Genomic DNA, 16701 nt, shown 5'->3' on the forward strand with positions numbered 1-16701 from the left:
CTCACTCGTCCGTCTCGTCGTCCGTCGCGGCATCGAAGTGGAACCACTCGAACCCGTAGGCGTCGAGCCGCAGCGTCCTGTCCTCGGGCGAGATATGCACGCCCTGGCGCAGGAGCGGGCTCATCGCCTCGAAGGGCAGGCCCTCCGGCAGACGCGCCAGCGCCGGCCGGTCGGCGAGATTGTGCAGGGTCAGAACCCCGCCGCCGCGCCAGCGCGACACGAGCGCCAGCACCGAGGCGTCCCCGGCGTCCAGCACCTGCGGTCGCGCCCAGCCGATCTCGCGCGCCTCGCGCCGGGCGCGGATGAGCCGGCGCACCTGGGAGAGAAGCGACAGCGGGTCGAGTTTCTGCCGCGCCACGTTCACATGCGGATAGGCGAAGGGCCCGTCCGACACCGAGGGGCGTACGCAGTCCTTGGGCTTGGCCGTGGAAAAGGCGCCGTTCTCGGCCGCGCTCCACTGCATGGGCGTGCGCACGGAATGGCGCTCCGGCAGGCCCAGATCCTCTCCCATGCCGATCTCGTCGCCATACCAGAGCACCGGCGTGCCCGGCAGCGCCAGCATCACCGAGAAGGCCATGGCGAGCCGCCGCTCGTCGCCGCCCAACATGGGCGCAAGGCGCCGGCGCAGGCCCCGATCGTAGAGCTGCATGTCCTCCTCCGGGCCGAAGGCGGCGAAGACCTCCTCGCGCTCTTCCGTCTCCAGCCGGCCGAGATCGATCTCGTCGTGATTGCGCAAGAAGGTCGCCCATTGCGCCGGGCCGGGAATTTCTGGCAGCGCCTTCAGGAAATCCGACACCGGCCCGGCCTCGCCGCGCGCGAAGGCCAGGAACATCTGCTGGTTGAGCGGGAAGTTGAAGATGACGTGCAGCCGGTCGCCCGTGCCGAAATAGTCCGGCGCCTCGTCCATCGGAATGTTGGCCTCGGCCAGCAGGATCGCCTCGGACCTGCGCCACGAGAGGAAGGTCTGAAGCTGCGACAGGTAACGATAGGGCTCCCAGCCCGAATGGGCGGCGGACAGGTCCTCCAGCATGAAGGGCACCGCGTCCATGCGGAAGCCCGACACGCCGAGCGCCAGCCAGAAGCCCATGATGCGCTCGATTTCCTCGCGCACCCGGGGGTTGGCGATGTTGAGATCGGCCTGATGCTCGTAGAACCGGTGGAAGTAATATTCCCGGCGCTTGGTGTCGCGCGTCCAAGTCGTCTTCTGCACACCGGGAAAGATCACGCCCTTCTCGGCATCCGCCGGCTTGTCCTTGCGCCAGACATACCAGTCTCGATATTTCGGGTCGCCCATTCGGCTGGCCTGGAACCAGGGGTGGTCGATCGAGGAATGGTTGACCACGAGGTCGACGAGAACGCGCAAGCCCCGCTCGTGCGCGGCATGGGTGAACTCCACGAAGTCGCCAAGCGTGCCGTAGCGCGGATCGACGTTGTAATAGTCCGCGACGTCGTAGCCATTGTCGCGATTGGGGCTTGGGTAGAAGGGCAGCAGCCAGATACAGGTCGCGCCCAGCGCCTCGATATGGTCGAGCCGACTCGTCAGGCCCTTGAAGTCGCCGATCCCGTCGCCGTCCGAGTCCTGAAACGTCTCGACGTCGACGCAGTAGATCACCGCGTTCTTATACCAGAGATTGAACATTCCACCTCCCTTCGCCTCCACCCAAGCTAGTGCAGAGCCTCCCTACGCCTATCGAAACGCCGCCCCGCGTCATGCGGCAGCGCACAATGTCGGACCCCAAGAATCGGATTGACAGACGAGGCTCGCTCCGTTTTGTATGAGTTATTCGCAGGATCAGGCTGCGAGACGGACGCGAGGTCACGGGGCCTGCCGCGTCCGGCCGGTTGGGAGCCCGGTTTGGTTTCGGCGGCACGGCCGCCCCAAGGGAGGAATTTGACTATGACGATCAGACGTAGCCTTGCGGCCGCTTTCGCCTTGGCGACGGTGCTGGCGAGCCCGGTGCTCGCGGCGGACATGGTGGTCGGCTTCTCGCAGGTCGGCTCGGAATCGGGCTGGCGCGCGGCCGAGACCTCGGTCACCAAGCAGGAAGCGCAAAAGCGCGGCATCGACCTGAAATTCGCCGATGCGCAGCAGAAGCAGGAAAACCAGATCAAGGCCATCCGCTCCTTCGTGGCGCAGGGCGTGGACGCGATCCTTCTCGCCCCCGTGGTCGCCACGGGCTGGGACGAAGTGCTGGGCGAAGCCAAGGAAGCCAAGATCCCGGTCGTGCTGCTCGACCGCAACATCGACACCAAGGACCCGTCGCTCTACCTGACCGCCGTCACCTCCGACCAGGTGCACGAGGGCAAGGTCGCCGGCGAGTATCTCGCCAAACAGGTCGGCGCCAAGCCCTGCAAGGTCGTGGAGCTTCAGGGCACCACCGGCTCCTCGCCCGCCATCGCGCGCAAGAAGGGCTTCGAGGAAGCCATCGCCGGCAAGAGCAACATCACCCTCGCCCGGTCGCAGACCGGCGACTTCACCCGCACCAAGGGTAAGGAAGTGATGGAAAGCTTCATCAAGGCCGAGAACGGCGGCAAGGACATCTGCGCGGTCTACGCCCACAACGACGACATGGCCGTCGGCGCCATCCAGGCCATCAAGGAAGCCGGCCTGAAGCCGGGCAAGGACATCATGGTCGTCTCGATCGACGCCGTGCCGGACATCTTCCAGGCCATCGCGAACGGCGAGGCCAACGCCACGGTGGAGCTGACGCCCAACATGGCCGGTCCGGCCTTCGACGCGCTGGAAGCCTACAAGAAGGACGGCAAGGAGCCGCCGAAGTGGATCCAGACCGAGTCCAAGCTCTACACGCAGAACGACGACCCGAAGAAGGTTCTGGAATCCAAGAAGGGCCTCGGCTACTGAGCCGCCCCCGCATCTGACCCGACCGAAAACCAACGCGCGGCGCCCCTTCGGCGCCGCGTCGCTTCCTGCCCGACATCCGTTCGGCATCGCGCCGGCCCAGCCCACTTCGCGAACGACCCGTCGCGAAGGTCTCGAGCCGTTCCGTCGTGCCGCGCCCGGTCGATGCGAGCCGCCTCGGCCGAACCGGACGCGGTGCCGAGCAGGCTCCCGGAACCAGCGGATCGCCTCCATGACCAGACTTCTGATTCAGGGCCTCACCAAGAGCTTTGCCGGCATGACGGCGCTCGACGGCGTGGACCTTCACCTGCGCGCGGGCGAGATCCACGCGCTTCTCGGCGAGAACGGGGCCGGCAAGTCCACCCTCATCAAGACGCTGACCGGCATCTACCGGCGCGACGGCGGGCGCATCGCGCTCGACGGCGCCGAGATCGAGCCGGCCGACAGCGGCGAGGCGCAGCGGCTCGGCATCGGCACGGTCTACCAGGAGGTGAACCTCCTGCCGAACCTCACCGTCGCGGAGAACCTGTTTCTCGGCCGCCAGCCGACCCGGTTCGGCTTCACCGACGGGCGCGCCATGCGCCGCCGCTCGGCAGAGCTCTTGGAAGCCTACGGTCTGGCGGTGAACCCCAATGCCACGCTCGGCAGCCTGTCCGTCGCCGTGCAGCAGCTCGTCGCCATCATCCGCGCGGTGGATCTTTCCGGCAAGGTGCTGATCCTCGACGAGCCCACCGCCAGCCTCGACGCGGCAGAGGTGGAGTCGCTCTTCGTCGCCATGCGAGCCTTGCGCGACAGGGGCCTTGCCATTCTCTTCGTCACCCATTTCCTGGATCAGGTCTTCGCGGTCTGCGACCGCGCCACGGTGCTGCGCAACGGCCGTCTGGTGGGCGAGAAGGCCATCGCCGAGACCTCCCGCATGGACATCGTCTCCATGATGCTGGGGCGCGAGCTGGACGAGGCCGTGTCGCACGCGGCCCCCGCGCCGCTCGCCTCGGGCGAGCCGCGCGTGTCCTTCCGCAACTATGGCCGCAAGCGCATGGTCGAACCCTTCGATCTCGACATCCGGCCGGGCGAGGCCGTGGGCGTCGCCGGCCTGCTCGGCTCGGGCCGCACGGAAACCGCCCGCCTCGTCTTCGGCGCCGACCGCGCCGACACGGGCGAAGCGCGGGTGGACGGGCGCGCGACGCGCATCCTCTCGCCGCGCGCCGCCATCCGCCTCGGCTTCGGCTACTGCCCGGAGGAGCGCAAGGTGGAGGGCATCGTCGGCGATCTCTCGGTGCGCGAGAACATCATCCTCGCGCTGCAGGCGCGGCGCGGCTGGGCCAAGCCCTTGTCGATCCGCGAGCAGGCGCGCATCGCCGAGCATTTCGTCAAGGCGCTGGACATTCGCACCACCGACATCGAGAAGCCGATCCGCCTCCTGTCGGGCGGCAACCAGCAGAAGGCGATCCTCGCCCGCTGGCTCGCCACCGAACCCTCCTTCCTGATCCTCGACGAGCCGACGCGCGGCATCGACGTCGGCGCCCATGCCGAGATCGTGCGCCTGATCGAGGAGCTCTGCGCCAAGGGCATGGCCATGCTCGTCATCTCCTCCGAGCTGGAAGAGCTCACCGCCTATTCCCGGCGCATCCGCGTGTTGCGCGACCGGCGCCATCTCGGAGACCTGGAAGGCGGCGACATCTCGCCCGCTTCCATCATGCGAACCATTGCCGGCACCCAAGGGGACGCGCGCTCATGAACCGTCTCACCCGCGCCGCGCCGCAGATCGGCGCGCTCGCTCTCGTGCTCTTCGCCAACTGGCTGGCCTTTCCCGCCTTCTTCGACCTCGCCCTTCAGAACGGGCGCGCCTACGGCCCTCTGATCGACGTGCTCAATCGCGGCGCGCCGGTCATGCTGCTCGCCGTCGGCATGACCCTCGTCATCGCCACCAAGGGCGTCGACCTTTCCGTCGGCGCCACCATGGCGATCTCCGGCGCGGTCGCCGCGACACTCACCGTCCAGGGCTATCCCGTGCCGCTGGTGATCCTCGCCGCCCTCGGCGTCGGCCTCATATGCGGTCTGTGGAACGGGTTTCTCGTCGCCGTTCTCGACATCCAGCCGATCATCGCGACGTTGATTCTCATGGTGGCCGGGCGCGGCGTCGCCCAGCTCATCACCTCCGGCACCATCGTCACCTTCAACGATCCCGTGCTCTTCTTCATCGGCGGCGGCTCGTTTCTCGGCCTGCCCATGCCGGTGGTCATCGCCGCCGTGGTCGCGCTCATCGCCGTGCTTCTCGTGCGGCGCACCGCGCTCGGTCTCCTGATCGAGGCGACCGGCATCAACCGCCGCGCCTCGGCGCTGGCCGGCGTCGACGCGCGGGCCGTGATTCTGGCCGCCTACATGACCTCGGGCCTCTGCGCCTCGGTGGCCGGCATCGTCGCCGCCGCCGACATTCGCGGCGCCGACGCCAACAATGCCGGCCTCTGGCTGGAGCTGGACGCCATCCTCGCCGTGGTCATCGGCGGCACCTCCCTCATGGGTGGGCGCTTCTCCATCCTCCTGTCGCTGGTCGGCGCGCTCATCATCCAGGCGATGAACACCGGCATCCTTCTCTCGGGCTTCCCGCCGGAGATGAACCTGATCCTCAAGGCCGCGCTGATCGTCCTGATCCTGGTGATCCAGTCGCCTGCCATGGGCCGGATCGCCGCCTTCTCCCGCCACCGTCCGCCGCCGCCCTCGGCCAATGCCGCAAAGGCGAAAGGCTCGCTTCCTTCCGTGCGCGAGGTTCCCGGTCGATGAACGCCCGTTTCCTTCCCCTTCTCGTCACCATCATCGTGTTTCTCGCCGCCTTCGCCCTGTCGGCCGCGCAGTATCCGACGATCCTGTCCACCCGCGTCGCGGCCAATCTCCTGACCGACAATGCCTTTCTCGGCATCGTCGCCGTCGGCATGACGTTCGTCATCCTGTCGGGCGGCATCGATCTCTCGGTCGGCTCGGTGATCGCCTTCACCGGCGTCTTCCTCGCCGTCACCATCCAGGCCGGCTGGCATCCCTACGCGATGATCCCCGCCATCCTCCTCATCGCCGCCGTTTTCGGCGCGGCCATGGGCGCGATGATCCACTATCTCCAGACGCCGCCTTTCATCGTGACCCTCGCCGGCATGTTCCTGGCGCGCGGCGGCTGCTACTTGCTGACCACCGAGTCCATTCCCATCAACCACCCCGACTTCGACGCGCTGAAGCAGCTCTACTGGGTCATCCCCTCGGGCGGGCGTCTGTCCTTCGTCGCCATGGTGATGCTGGCCGTCTTCGCGATCGGCATGCTCATCGCCCACAAGACCCGCTTCGGAACTTATGTCTACGCGCTGGGCGGCGACCGAACCTCGGCCGAGCTCATGGGCGTGCCCGTCGGCCGCGTCACCATCGGCATCTATGCGCTCTCCAGCCTGCTGGCCGGCGTCGCGGGCGTCGTCTTCGCCCTCTACACGTCCTCGGGCTACTCGCTCGCGACCGTCGGCGTCGAGCTCGACGCCATCGCCGCCGTGGTGATCGGCGGGACGCTGCTCACCGGCGGCGTCGGCTTCGTCGCCGGCACCCTCGTCGGCGTCCTCATCTCAGGCCTGATCCAGACCTATATCGTCTTCGACGGAACGCTCTCGTCCTGGTGGACCAAGATCGCCATCGGTATCCTCCTCTTCGCCTTCATCACCCTCCAGCGCGTCCTCACGCGCCGCACCAGCCTCGCTGCGGCGGCTTGAGCGGATAGGGCGGGGCGAGACGCAGGGGACAGCCGTCCCCTGCACCCCTGCCAGGGGAAATGATTTCCCCTGGACCCCTCGTTCGTTTGAGTTCCTGTCCCCGATCCGGGCGGGCCAGAGGCCCGCCCGGATCGGGGAAAAGGTCTTCAAAAGAAAGGAAGGGTTCGGGAAGTCATTCCCGAGCGGGGTTCGGGGCGGCAGCCCCGCCTCTCGCCCGCCTCTCCCGCTCAGCCCTCCGCCGAGAAGGCGGCGAAGGCGGCCATGTTGACGATGTCGGTGTCCTTGGCGCCCAGCGTCACGATCTGCACCGGCTTTTCCAGGCCGACGAGGACGGGTCCGAGAACGGTGGTGCCGCCGAGTTCCTGCACCATGCGGGTGGAGATCGAGGCGGAATGGAAGGCCGGCATGACGAGGACGTTGGCCGGCCCGGTGAGGCGGCAGAACGGGTAGAGGGCCATGAGCTCGGGGTTGAGGGCGACATCGGCGCCCATCTCGCCGTCGAACTCGAAATCGACGCTGTTCTGGCTGAGGAGGCCGACGGCCTCGCGCACCCGCTCGGAGCGCTCGGAAGGCGGGTGGCCGAAGGTGGAATGGGCGAGGAAGGCCACGCGCGGCGTGTGGCCGAGCTTGCGGGCGAAGCGCGCGGCTTCCGTTGCGATGCGGGCGAGCTGCGCGGCGCTGGGCATGTCGTGGACGGCGGTGTCGGCGACGAAGGTCGTGCGGCCCTTGGCGATGACGATGGAAATGCCGATCACGGCGCGGCCGGGCTTGGGGTCGATGACGTGGCGCACGTCGTCGAGCACCACGGAGTAGTTGCGGGTGAGCCCGGAGACCATCGCGTCCGCATCACCCAGCGCCACCATGGCGGCGGCGAAATGGTTGCGGTCCGTATTGATCAGACGGTGGCAGTCGCGCTGAAGATAGCCCTCGCGCTGCAGGCGGCCGTAGAGATGCGCGGAATAGGCGTCGGTGCGGGTGGAAAGCTTGGCGTTCTGGATCTCGAGGCCGCTTTTCAGCTCGACGCCGACGAAGCGCGCGGTCTCCACGATCCGGTCCTCGCGGCCGACCAGCACCGCTTGGCCGAGGCCCTGATTGACGTAGGACGCGGCGGCGCGGATCACCTGCTCCTCCTCGCCTTCGGCGAAGACGACCTTGCGCGGGCGCTGGCGGAGCGTCGCGAAGATGTTCTGGAACGTGCCGGCGGTCGGGTCCCGGCGCGAGGCGAGCTGGTTGCGATAGGCCTCCCAGTCCGCGATGTCGCGGCGCGCGACGCCGCTGTCCATGGCGGCGCGGGCGACGGCCTCGGGAACGATCGTGATGAGGCGCGGGTCGAAGGGCGCGGGGATGATGTAGTCGCGGCCGAACTTGGGGCGCCCGGCGCCCTTATAGGCCGAGGCGACGGCGTCGGGCACGTCCTCGCGGGCGAGCGAGGCGAGGGCCTGCGCGGCGGCGATCTTCATGGCGTCGTTGATCTGCGTGGCGCGCACGTCCAGCGCGCCACGGAAGATGTAGGGAAAGCCGAGAACGTTGTTGACCTGATTGGGATAGTCCGAGCGGCCGGTGGCGACGATGGCGTCGTCGCGGATCGCGTGCGCCTCTTCGGGCGTGATCTCCGGGTCGGGGTTCGCCATGGCGAAGATAATGGGGTTCTCGGCCATGGACTTCACCATCTCGGGCGTCAGCGCGCCCTTGGCCGAGACGCCGAAGAACACGTCGGCGCCGCGCATCGCGTCCTCCAGCGTGCGGGCGTCCGTGTGGGCGGCGTGGGCCGACTTCCACTGGTTCATGCCCTCGGTGCGGCCCTGGAAGATGACGCCCTTCGTGTCGCAGAGGATGACGTTGTCATGGGCGACGCCCATGGCCTTGACCAGCTCGACACAGGCGATGCCGGCGGCGCCCGCGCCGTTGCACACGAGCTTGATGTCCTTCATCTCGCGGCCCGTCAGGTGCAGGGCGTTGATGATGCCGGCGGCGGCGATGATGGCGGTGCCGTGCTGGTCGTCGTGGAAAACGGGAATGTCCATCAGCTCGCGCAGGCGCTGCTCGATGATGAAGCATTCCGGGGCCTTGATGTCCTCCAGGTTGATGCCGCCGAAGGAGGGGCCGAGATAGCGCACGGCGTCGATGAACTTGTCCGGGTCCTCGGTGTCGATCTCGAGATCGATCGAGTCGACGTCGGCGAAGCGCTTGAAGAGGACGGACTTGCCCTCCATCACGGGCTTGGAGGCGAGCGCGCCGAGATTGCCAAGGCCCAGAATCGCCGTGCCGTTGGAGATCACGGCGACCATGTTGCCGCGCGTCGTATAGTCGAAGGCGCGGGCGGGATCTTCGGCGATCGCCTTCACGGGAACGGCGACGCCGGGCGAATAGGCAAGGCTCAAGTCGCGCTGCGTCGCCATGGGCTTGGTCGGCGTGATCTCGAGCTTGCCGGGCCGCCCTTCCGCGTGGAAGGCCAGCGCCTCCGCGTCCGTGGTGCGGATGCCGCTGCGTCGGGTTGTGTCGGCCATGTTCGCTTCCTTCGCCGCCAGAACTGCCTGGGATGTGCGGAAATCCGCACATCGGCCTTCTGTCTTGCGCGAGGGAAAGGCGCGTCGTCAACCGTGCGCGGCGGGGCTTTCATGGTGCGGCGCGGCAGTGCGGCGCGCAAAAAGCCGCCCCACGAAGCCGCGCAGCCGCTCGATCTCCACGAAGATGACGGGCGTGATGAAGAGCGTCAGAACCTGGCTGACCATCAGGCCGCCGACCACGGCGATGCCGAGCGGCTGGCGCAGCTCCGACGAGGCGCCGGTGCCGAGCGCGATGGGCATGGCGCCGAGCATCGCGCAGAAGGTCGTCATCATGATGGGGCGGAAGCGGCGCACGCAGGCCTCGTGGATGGCGGAGGCCGCCGAATGGCCGCCCTCGCGCTCCAGCTCCAGCGCCACGTCGATCATCATGATGGCGTTCTTCTTGACGATGCCGATCAGCATGAGAAGGCCGATCACGGCGATGATCGAGAGATCGAGCCCGAACCATTGCAGCGCCGCCAGCGCGCCGAAGGCAGCCGACGGCAGGCCGGAGAGAATGGTCAGCGGGTGGATGAAGCTCTCGTAGAGAACGCCGAGCACGATGTAGATGACGAGCACCGCCGCGCCGATCAGGAGGCCGAGATTGCCGGTCGCCTGCTGGAAGACCTGCGCCGTGCCGGCATAGGAGGTGGTGACGTTGGTGGGCAGGCCGATCTGGCTCTTGATGCCCTCCACCGCGTCCGTCGCGGTGCCGAGCGACAGGCCGGCGGGCAGGTTGAACGAGAGCGTGACGGCCGTGAGCTGGCCGGTCTGGTTCACCGTGACCGGGCCCGCTTCGCGTGTCAGCCGGGCGAAGGCCGAGAGCGGCACCAGCGTTCCATCCGAGGCCGGCACGCGGATCGAGGCGAGGCGCTGGTCGGTCCAGGGCAGGTTCGGGTCGTATTCGAGGATCACGTCGTAGCTGTTGCCGGTGGCCTGGATCTGCGTGGCGTTGAGCGTGCCGAAGCCCGCTTCCATCGCCGTGCGCAGATTGCTGGAGGAAATGCCCAGCGCATCGGCGCGGTCCTGATCGACGCTGACGCGCTCCTGCAGGCCGTTGTCCTGCAGATCCGTCGCCGCGTCCACGAAATGCCGGGGGTCGGCGCGCATGGCGTCGAGCAGCTTGGCCGACCATTGCCGCGCGGCGTCGGCATCGAGCGACTGGACCACGAGCTGATACTGGCTCTGGGTCGAGCGCCCGCCGAAGCGAAGGCTCTGCACCGGCGTCGCGAAGCTTTTCAGGCCCGCCACCGCGCCGAGCCGGCGGCGCAGCGAGCTCAGCGTCTGCTCCAGCGGGGGCCGCTGGTCCTTGGCCTTCAGCTGCACGAACATGGAGCCGGAATTGAAGGTCGCCCCGCCCGGACCGCCGCCGAGCGTCGAGGTGACGAAGGCGACCGCAGGGTCGGACTTCACCGCCTCGGCGGCCTTGGCCTGCAGCGCGCTCATGGCGGGGTAGGAAATGTCCTGCCGCGCCTGGGTCGAGATGGTGAGAAGGCCGTTGTCCTCCTGCGGAAAGAAGGAGCGCGGCAGCGTCGCCATCATATAGGCCGAGGCCGCGAAGGAGAGCACGAACACGGCCATGATGAAGCCGTTGCGACGCAGGCACCAGTTCACCATCCGCCCGTAGACCAACGTGGCGTGGTCGAAGCCGCGCCCGAACAGGGCGGCGATGCCGCGCACCGGCGCGTGCGACACCGGCAGACGCGCCGCCAACATGGGCGTCAGCGTCAGCGAGACCACCGCCGAGGCGAGGATCGAAAGCGCCACCACGACGCCGAACTCGTTGAGCACGCGCCCCACCACGCCGCCCATCAGGAGGATCGGCAGGAACACCGCGACGAGCGACAGCGACATGGAAATGATCGTGCCGGACACCTCGCCGCTGCCCTTCAGAGCCGCTTCCATCGGCGCCATGCCCTCTTCGACATGGCGCACGATGTTTTCCAGCATGACGATGGCGTCGTCCACCACGAGGCCGACCGAGAGCGTCAGCGCCAGCAGCGAGAGATTGTCGATGGAATAGCCCAGCGCATACATGGCGCCGAAGGTCGCCACCAGCGACAGCGGCACGGCGAGCGCGGGAACCATGGTCGCCGAAACGCGGCCGAGGAAAAGGTAGATGACGAGGATGACGAGGCCGATCGTCAGGCCCAAGGTCTCCTGCACGTCGGAGATCGCGGCGCTGATCGAAGTCGAGGCGTCGTTGACCACCTGGATGTGGACCGAGGCCGGTAGCGAGGCCTGAAGCTCAGGCAGCTTGGCTTTGATGGCCTCCACCACCTCCACCGTGTTGGCGCCGGGCTGGCGCTGCACGGCGAGCACGATGGCGGGCTTGCCGTCGAGCCAGCTTCCCTGGTTCACGTTGGACACGCTGTCCACCACGCCGGCCACATCGCCCAGCCGCACGGGCACCCCGTTCGGCCGGGCGATCACCAGCGTGCGAAACGCCTCGGCGCTGGTGCGCTGGGTCGGCGTGTCCACGGTCAGCGCCTGGCCGCCGGTCTGCACCGTGCCGACCGGGGTCTGGCTGTTGGCGGCCGAAAGGGCGGTGGCGACCTGCGACATGGCGAGCGAGCGGGAGGCGAGCTTGTCGGGATCGACCTGCACGCGCACGGCATAGGTCTTGCCGCCATAGACCTGCGCCTGCGCCACGCCCTGGATGGTGGAAAGCGCGGGCGAGATGATGTTCTCGGCGAGATCGTCGACCTCGGTCAGCGGCGCGCCGTCCGACACGAGATCGAGGAGGAGCACCGGCGCGTCGGCGGGGTTCGCCTTCCGGTAGCTCGGCGGCGAGGTCATGTTGTCGGGCAGCTGCCGCGCGCTGCGGGCGATCGCGGCCTGGATGTCGGCGGCGGCGGCGTCAATGTCGCGCGAGAGCACGAACTGGACGGTGATCTGCGTGTTGCCGAGCGACGAGCGCGCGGTGATCGTGTCGACGCCGTCGATCGTCTGGAACTGCTTGATGAGCGGGGTGGCCACCGCGCTCGCCATCGTGTCGGGCGAGGCGCCGGCGAGCTGGGCCGAAACGCTGATCGTGGGATAGTCGGCCTGCGGCAGGGCGGCCACCGGCAAGAGCCGATAGGCGGCGATGCCCGCCAGAAGCACGGCGAGCGAGAGAAGCAGCGTGGCGACCGGGCGGCGGATGAAGAGCGTGGACATGGCTAGCGCGCCGCCTCGCCGGCCCCGGCGGTGGTGGCGGTTCCCGTGCCAGCCTCGGCGACGGGCGTGCCGGCGTCCTTGCGGTGGCCCCCGTTCTTGCCGGAGCCGTCCTTGCCAGAACCATCCTTCCCGGAGCCATCCTTGGCCGCCTCGCCCGGAAGCGTCACCTTGCTACCTTCCGACAGGGCGCCCTGCCCTTCCGTCACGACGCGCTCGCCCGGCTCCAGGCCTTGGCTGAGGCCCGCCGTCTCGCCGACGCGAAAGGCGACGTCCACCTTACGGATCGTCACCGTGTCGTCGTCCTTGACGACATAGACCACGCTGCCGTCCTGGCGCGGCTGCACGGCGACGGTCGGCACGAGAACCAGATCGTCGCGCTCGCCCGCCTTGACCGTCGCCGAGATGGACTGGCCCGACACGAGCTTGCCTTGCGGATTGTCGATCACCGCCCGCAGCGCCACCGAGCCCGAAGCCGCCACCACCGCGTTGTCGATAAAGGCGACCTTGCCTTCCATCGTCTCGCCCCTCGCCCCGGCCGGGCGCAGCGACACGCCGAGCGAGCCGGCGGACAGGCTCTCCTGCAGGAGCGACAGGTCCTCCTGCGGCAGGGTGAAGGCGGCGTAGACCGGCGAGCTCTGGGTCAGCAGCACCATGGCGGTGCCGGGCGTCACCAGCGCGCCGGTGGAAACGGAGAACGCGCCGAGCCGTCCGTCGAAGGGCGCGGTGATCTGGAGCTTGGCGAGCGCCACCTCGTCGGCGGCGAGCGCCGCGCGGTCGACGTTCAGCACCGCCTGTGCGGAATAGGTGGCGCTCTGCGCATCCTCGCCCTGCTGGGTGTTGTAGGCGCCGGACTTCACCAGCGACTGAGCGCGCGAAAGATTGCGGTTGGCCTGGTCGAGCGTCACCTGGTCCCTGTCGATGGCGGCCTGGTCCTTGGCGATCTGCGCCTTGGCCGTGCGATCGTCCAGCGACACGAGAAGATCGCCGCGCTTGACCGCGGCCCCGTCCGGCACCGCGATGGCGGCGACCGTGCCCGTGGTCTCGCTCGTCATTACCGTGGAGGCGACGGGCAGGATCGTGCCGATCGTCTCGCGCAGGACCGGCAGCGCGCCCTTGGTCGCCACCGCGACATCCACCGCCACGGGCGCGCCGTTGCCCCGCCCGCCGCGCTTGCCGCTCGCGCCGTCGCCCTTGGCCGCGCCGGTGTCGGAGCCCTTCATGAGCGCCGCCAGCGCGGGTGGCGCGTAGGGTGCCAGCCGGTCCCGCTCCATGTAGGAGACGGCGCCGACCGCCACCAAGAGAAGAAACAACCAACGCAACATCCGCCTGAACCCCCGCCTCGGACTCACGGCCTCGTGAGCCGATCGTGATCGCGCATTGGAAGTCAAGCAGACTGTTGCGCAAGTGAATTTTCCGCAATGCCAGAGGCCGGCCGGGCACAGCGAGCGCTCGCGCCCGCGCTCTCGCCGGTGTTCCACGGCATGCGCGGCCGGAGTTTCAGCGTTTCGAAACCGCTCTCGGCTAAGACGGATCGTACCGCTGACTGACGGACCATCGTCATTCGAAATCCGTTGCCTCGTGGAGACGACCCATGCGCCTTAGCCTGAAGACCAAGATCGCGGCCTCGTTCGGCGCCGTTCTGTGCCTGTCCGCCGCCACGGGCGCCTTCGGCTACAAGAGCACGACGGACATCAATGCGCGGCTGGTGGATTTCGTGGCGGAGCCCTTCGCGCAGACCAAGACGGTGGGCGAAATCCGCACCCGAATCGAGGAAATCCGCCGCATCCTCTGGATGACCTACGCCGCCGATCCCAAGCTTCGCCCGGTCCTGAAGGAGCAGTACACCAAGGCCTGGGCCGTGATCGGCGAGGGTCTCGGGCGACTGGGCGGCCTGTCGCTGGAGGGCGCGCCGATCCGCGAGGCGCAGACGCTGGCCGCCTCGTTCCGCGCCGTGACCGACAAGGCGCTCGCGCTGGCCGAACAGGCCGATCTCGACTCGGCGGCGCCGGACACCGTCGCCCATTCGCACGAGGCCGGCGCCTATCTCAACAGCCAGTTGAAGCCCGCCGCCTTCGCGCTGGCCGAAAAGCTCGGCGTGCTGGACGCGGCGATCGATACGGCCGCCAAGGCCTCGATCACGGCGGCGGACGAAGCCTATCGGGACACCAAGCTTTCGCTCCTCACCGCGCTTCTGGCGAGCCTCGGCCTCGGGGCCGGCGCGGCGCTCTGGCTGTCGCTCTCCATCTCGCGCCGGCTCGGCCGCGCGGTGGAGCTGGCCGACAGCATCGGCGCGGGCGACATTTCGCGCCGAGAGCAGGTCCGAGGCTCCGACGAGATCGGCGATCTCCTGCGCTCAATGAACGGCATGAGCGCCAAGCTCAGCGAGATCGTCTCCAACGTTCTCACCTCGGCCGAGCAGGTGGCGACCGGCTCGCGCCAGTCGGCCGCCACGGCCGAGCAATTGTCGTCGGGCTCCACCGAGCAGGCGGCGGCCTCCGAGCAGACCTCGGCGGCGGTGGAGGAGATGACCGCCAACATCCGCCAGAACGCCGACAACGCGGTTCAGGCCGAGCGCATCGCCGCGCAGTCCGCGCAAGGGGCGGAGAAAAGCCGCGTCGCCATCACCGGCTCGCTGGAAGCGATGCGCGAGATCAGCGAGAAGATCCAGATCGTGCAGGAGATCGCCCGGCAGACCGACCTTCTGGCGCTGAACGCCGCGATCGAGGCCGCCCGCGCGGGCTCCCATGGCAAGGGTTTCGCCGTGGTCGCCTCGGAGGTGCGCAAGCTCGCCGAGCGCTCCCAGGCCGCCGCGGCCGACATCGGCACCCTGTCGGGCCAGACGCTCGCCGCTTCCGAGGAAGCCGGCAAGGTCTTCGACGGCCTCATGCCCGACATCCGGCGCACGGCCGATATCGTCAGCGAGATCGCCGCCGCCTGCCGCGAACAGTCGATCGGCATCGAGCAGATCAACCAGGCCATCGTGCAGCTCGATCAGGTGACGCAGGCCAATGCCGGCGCCGCGCTGCAGATGACCACCACGGCCGAGGCGCTGGCCGGCGAAGCCGTCAACCTCAACGACCGCGCCACCTTCTTCAAGCTGGAGCCCGGCGAGTTCGCGACCGTCGCCTCCGTCGAAAGCGCGCCCGCGACGTCCGAAGAAGCGAAGCCGCTGCCCGCGCGCGGCCGGGCGCAGGAGCGCGCGCAGGCGGCTTGAGCCCGGCTGCGCCTCCAGCGAGGGAAACCGGCATGTCGGCTCCGAGCCAGTTCCTTGTCCACCTTGGGACGATCGTCGGCCGCTATCGCGCCGAGGTCGCCTCAAAGCGCGAGACTTTGGCTTTGCTGCGCTGGCAGATGGCCGAGGGCCATGCGCTGGACGATCGCGCGACCCTGCCGGGTCATGTGACGACGAGCGCCATCGTCGTCTCGCCCGATCACCGCCGCGTGCTCTTGATCGACCACATCGCGTTGGGTCGCTGGCTCCAGCCGGGCGGCCATTACGAGGCGGCGCCCTTCTTCCACGATTCGGCGGCGCGCGAGGCCGTGGAGGAAACCGGCGTCGCCGGGCTTCGGCTTCATCCCTGGCACCGGGGAACGGACCTTCCCTTCGTGATCGACAGCCACGACGTTTCGGGAAACCCCCGGCGCGGCGAGCCGGACCATGTCCATGACGATCTTCAATATCTCTTCCTGGCCGATCCCGATGCGCCGCTACGGGCTCAGACCGAGGAGGTGCACGCCGCTTTCTGGGAGGAGATCGCGCATCTCGGCGACGCCGCGCCGAAGGCCGCCGCGCGCCTGAGATCGATCACCTGACCCGAGCCCGCTTTTCGCTCGAAGGAGCAAAGTCCTGGGCGGCGAGCGAACAGCCTGAAAGGACGAGATCATGACGGATCTGACATTTCGCCGGGCGACCCTGGCAGACCTCCCCGCCATCGTCGCCATGCTGGCGGACGACGATCTAGGCGCGGCCCGCGAAAGCGCGTGGGAGGATGGTTCGCAGTCCTATCGCGACGCGTTCGCCGAGATCGACGCCGATCCCCATCAGTTTCTCTGCGTGGCCGAAGCCGGCGAGCAGATCGTCGGAACGCTGCAGCTCACTTTTCTTGCCGGCCTCTCCAGACAGGGGGCGAAGCGAGGGCTGGTCGAAGCCGTGCGGATCGTCCGGCAACAGCGCGGCAAGAGGCTTGGCGAAGCCCTGCTGACTTGGGCCATAGAAGAATGCCGGTCGCGTGGCTGCTCCGTCGTGCAACTGACCACCGACAAGAGGCGCTTGGACGCCCCCCGCTTCTACGAACGATTGGGGTTCGAGCCGAGCCATCTCGGCTACAAGCTCCCGCTATGAGCCCGGAGCACCGCGATACAGGAACTGGTCCATCAGACCCGCTCGCCTGGCGGT

Annotated in this window: 11 protein-coding genes; 7 read left to right on the forward strand and 4 right to left on the reverse strand. The window is 68.3% G+C overall.

From position 1 onward, the window contains the following. Position 1 precedes the first annotated feature (1 nt). Positions 2-1639: an alpha-amylase family protein gene (locus tag M673_RS16640; RefSeq protein ID WP_061977326.1), complete on the reverse strand. Its 1638-nt coding sequence runs from the start codon at positions 1637-1639 to the stop codon at positions 2-4. Positions 1640-1897: 258 nt separating this feature from the next. Between M673_RS16640 and ytfQ the strand changes: the two genes are divergently transcribed. From ytfQ to yjfF, 4 genes are all read left to right on the forward strand, one after another. Further along, entirely contained in the window at positions 1898-2863 is a 966-nt protein-coding gene (gene ytfQ, locus M673_RS16645; RefSeq protein WP_061977328.1) for a galactofuranose ABC transporter, galactofuranose-binding protein YtfQ, read from the forward strand. A gap of 229 nt (positions 2864-3092) precedes the next feature. Further along, positions 3093-4598, forward strand: a complete 1506-nt coding sequence (locus tag M673_RS16650; protein WP_061977330.1) for a sugar ABC transporter ATP-binding protein — start codon at positions 3093-3095, stop codon at positions 4596-4598. After that, positions 4595-5641 (forward strand): ABC transporter permease, encoded by a 1047-nt coding sequence (locus M673_RS16655; RefSeq protein ID WP_061977331.1) that lies wholly within the window; start codon positions 4595-4597, stop codon positions 5639-5641. The genes M673_RS16650 and M673_RS16655 overlap by 4 nt, the downstream gene beginning before the upstream one ends. Further along, complete coding sequence (gene yjfF, locus M673_RS16660; RefSeq protein ID WP_061977333.1) at positions 5638-6600, forward strand: galactofuranose ABC transporter, permease protein YjfF; 963 nt, start codon at positions 5638-5640, stop codon at positions 6598-6600. The genes M673_RS16655 and yjfF overlap by 4 nt, the downstream gene beginning before the upstream one ends. Positions 6601-6827: 227 nt before the next feature. On the opposite strand, the gene M673_RS16665 is transcribed toward yjfF, so the two are convergent. The 3 genes from M673_RS16665 to M673_RS16675 all read right to left on the reverse strand — a co-directional run bounded on the left by M673_RS16665 (position 6828) and on the right by M673_RS16675 (position 13627). Next, positions 6828-9107: an NADP-dependent malic enzyme gene (locus tag M673_RS16665; protein ID WP_061977335.1), complete on the reverse strand. Its 2280-nt coding sequence runs from the start codon at positions 9105-9107 to the stop codon at positions 6828-6830. A gap of 87 nt (positions 9108-9194) precedes the next feature. After that, positions 9195-12305 carry an efflux RND transporter permease subunit gene (locus tag M673_RS16670; protein ID WP_061977338.1) on the reverse strand — a complete coding sequence of 1037 codons (3111 nt, stop codon included), beginning with the start codon at positions 12303-12305 and terminating at the stop codon, positions 9195-9197. 2 nt (positions 12306-12307) lie between these two features. Beyond that, complete coding sequence (locus M673_RS16675) at positions 12308-13627, reverse strand: efflux RND transporter periplasmic adaptor subunit (RefSeq protein ID WP_062215181.1); 1320 nt, start codon at positions 13625-13627, stop codon at positions 12308-12310. A 269-nt stretch (positions 13628-13896) separates the two neighbouring features. On the opposite strand from M673_RS16675, the gene M673_RS16680 reads away from it, so the two are divergent. From M673_RS16680 to M673_RS16690, 3 genes are all read left to right on the forward strand, one after another. Beyond that, positions 13897-15519: a methyl-accepting chemotaxis protein gene (locus M673_RS16680; RefSeq protein ID WP_061977341.1), complete on the forward strand. Its 1623-nt coding sequence runs from the start codon at positions 13897-13899 to the stop codon at positions 15517-15519. A 32-nt stretch (positions 15520-15551) separates the two neighbouring features. Next, positions 15552-16118, forward strand: coding sequence for an NUDIX hydrolase (locus tag M673_RS16685; protein ID WP_061977343.1), 567 nt, complete (start codon positions 15552-15554; stop codon positions 16116-16118). A 70-nt stretch (positions 16119-16188) separates the two neighbouring features. Next, positions 16189-16647 (forward strand): GNAT family N-acetyltransferase, encoded by a 459-nt coding sequence (locus M673_RS16690; protein WP_061977345.1) that lies wholly within the window; start codon positions 16189-16191, stop codon positions 16645-16647. Positions 16648-16701: the final 54 nt, after the last annotated feature.

Origin of the sequence: Aureimonas sp. AU20 (assembly GCF_001442755.1) — a bacterium.
In the GTDB taxonomy this organism is placed as follows: Bacteria; Pseudomonadota; Alphaproteobacteria; order Rhizobiales; family Rhizobiaceae; genus Aureimonas.

What these genes read in the sequence shown, in the direction of transcription:
- M673_RS16655 (WP_061977331.1), top strand. Translation starts at nt 4,595, where the DNA reads ATGAACCGTCTCACCCGCGCCGCGCCGCAGATCGGCGCGCTCGCTCTC.
- M673_RS16665 (WP_061977335.1), bottom strand. Translation starts at nt 9,107, where the DNA reads ATGGCCGACACAACCCGACGCAGCGGCATCCGCACCACGGACGCGGAG.
- M673_RS16650 (WP_061977330.1), top strand. Translation starts at nt 3,093, where the DNA reads ATGACCAGACTTCTGATTCAGGGCCTCACCAAGAGCTTTGCCGGCATG.
- M673_RS16675 (WP_062215181.1), bottom strand. Translation starts at nt 13,627, where the DNA reads ATGTTGCGTTGGTTGTTTCTTCTCTTGGTGGCGGTCGGCGCCGTCTCC.
- yjfF (WP_061977333.1), top strand. Translation starts at nt 5,638, where the DNA reads ATGAACGCCCGTTTCCTTCCCCTTCTCGTCACCATCATCGTGTTTCTC.
- M673_RS16680 (WP_061977341.1), top strand. Translation starts at nt 13,897, where the DNA reads ATGCGCCTTAGCCTGAAGACCAAGATCGCGGCCTCGTTCGGCGCCGTT.
- M673_RS16670 (WP_061977338.1), bottom strand. Translation starts at nt 12,305, where the DNA reads ATGTCCACGCTCTTCATCCGCCGCCCGGTCGCCACGCTGCTTCTCTCG.
- ytfQ (WP_061977328.1), top strand. Translation starts at nt 1,898, where the DNA reads ATGACGATCAGACGTAGCCTTGCGGCCGCTTTCGCCTTGGCGACGGTG.
- M673_RS16690 (WP_061977345.1), top strand. Translation starts at nt 16,189, where the DNA reads ATGACGGATCTGACATTTCGCCGGGCGACCCTGGCAGACCTCCCCGCC.
- M673_RS16685 (WP_061977343.1), top strand. Translation starts at nt 15,552, where the DNA reads ATGTCGGCTCCGAGCCAGTTCCTTGTCCACCTTGGGACGATCGTCGGC.
- M673_RS16640 (WP_061977326.1), bottom strand. Translation starts at nt 1,639, where the DNA reads ATGTTCAATCTCTGGTATAAGAACGCGGTGATCTACTGCGTCGACGTC.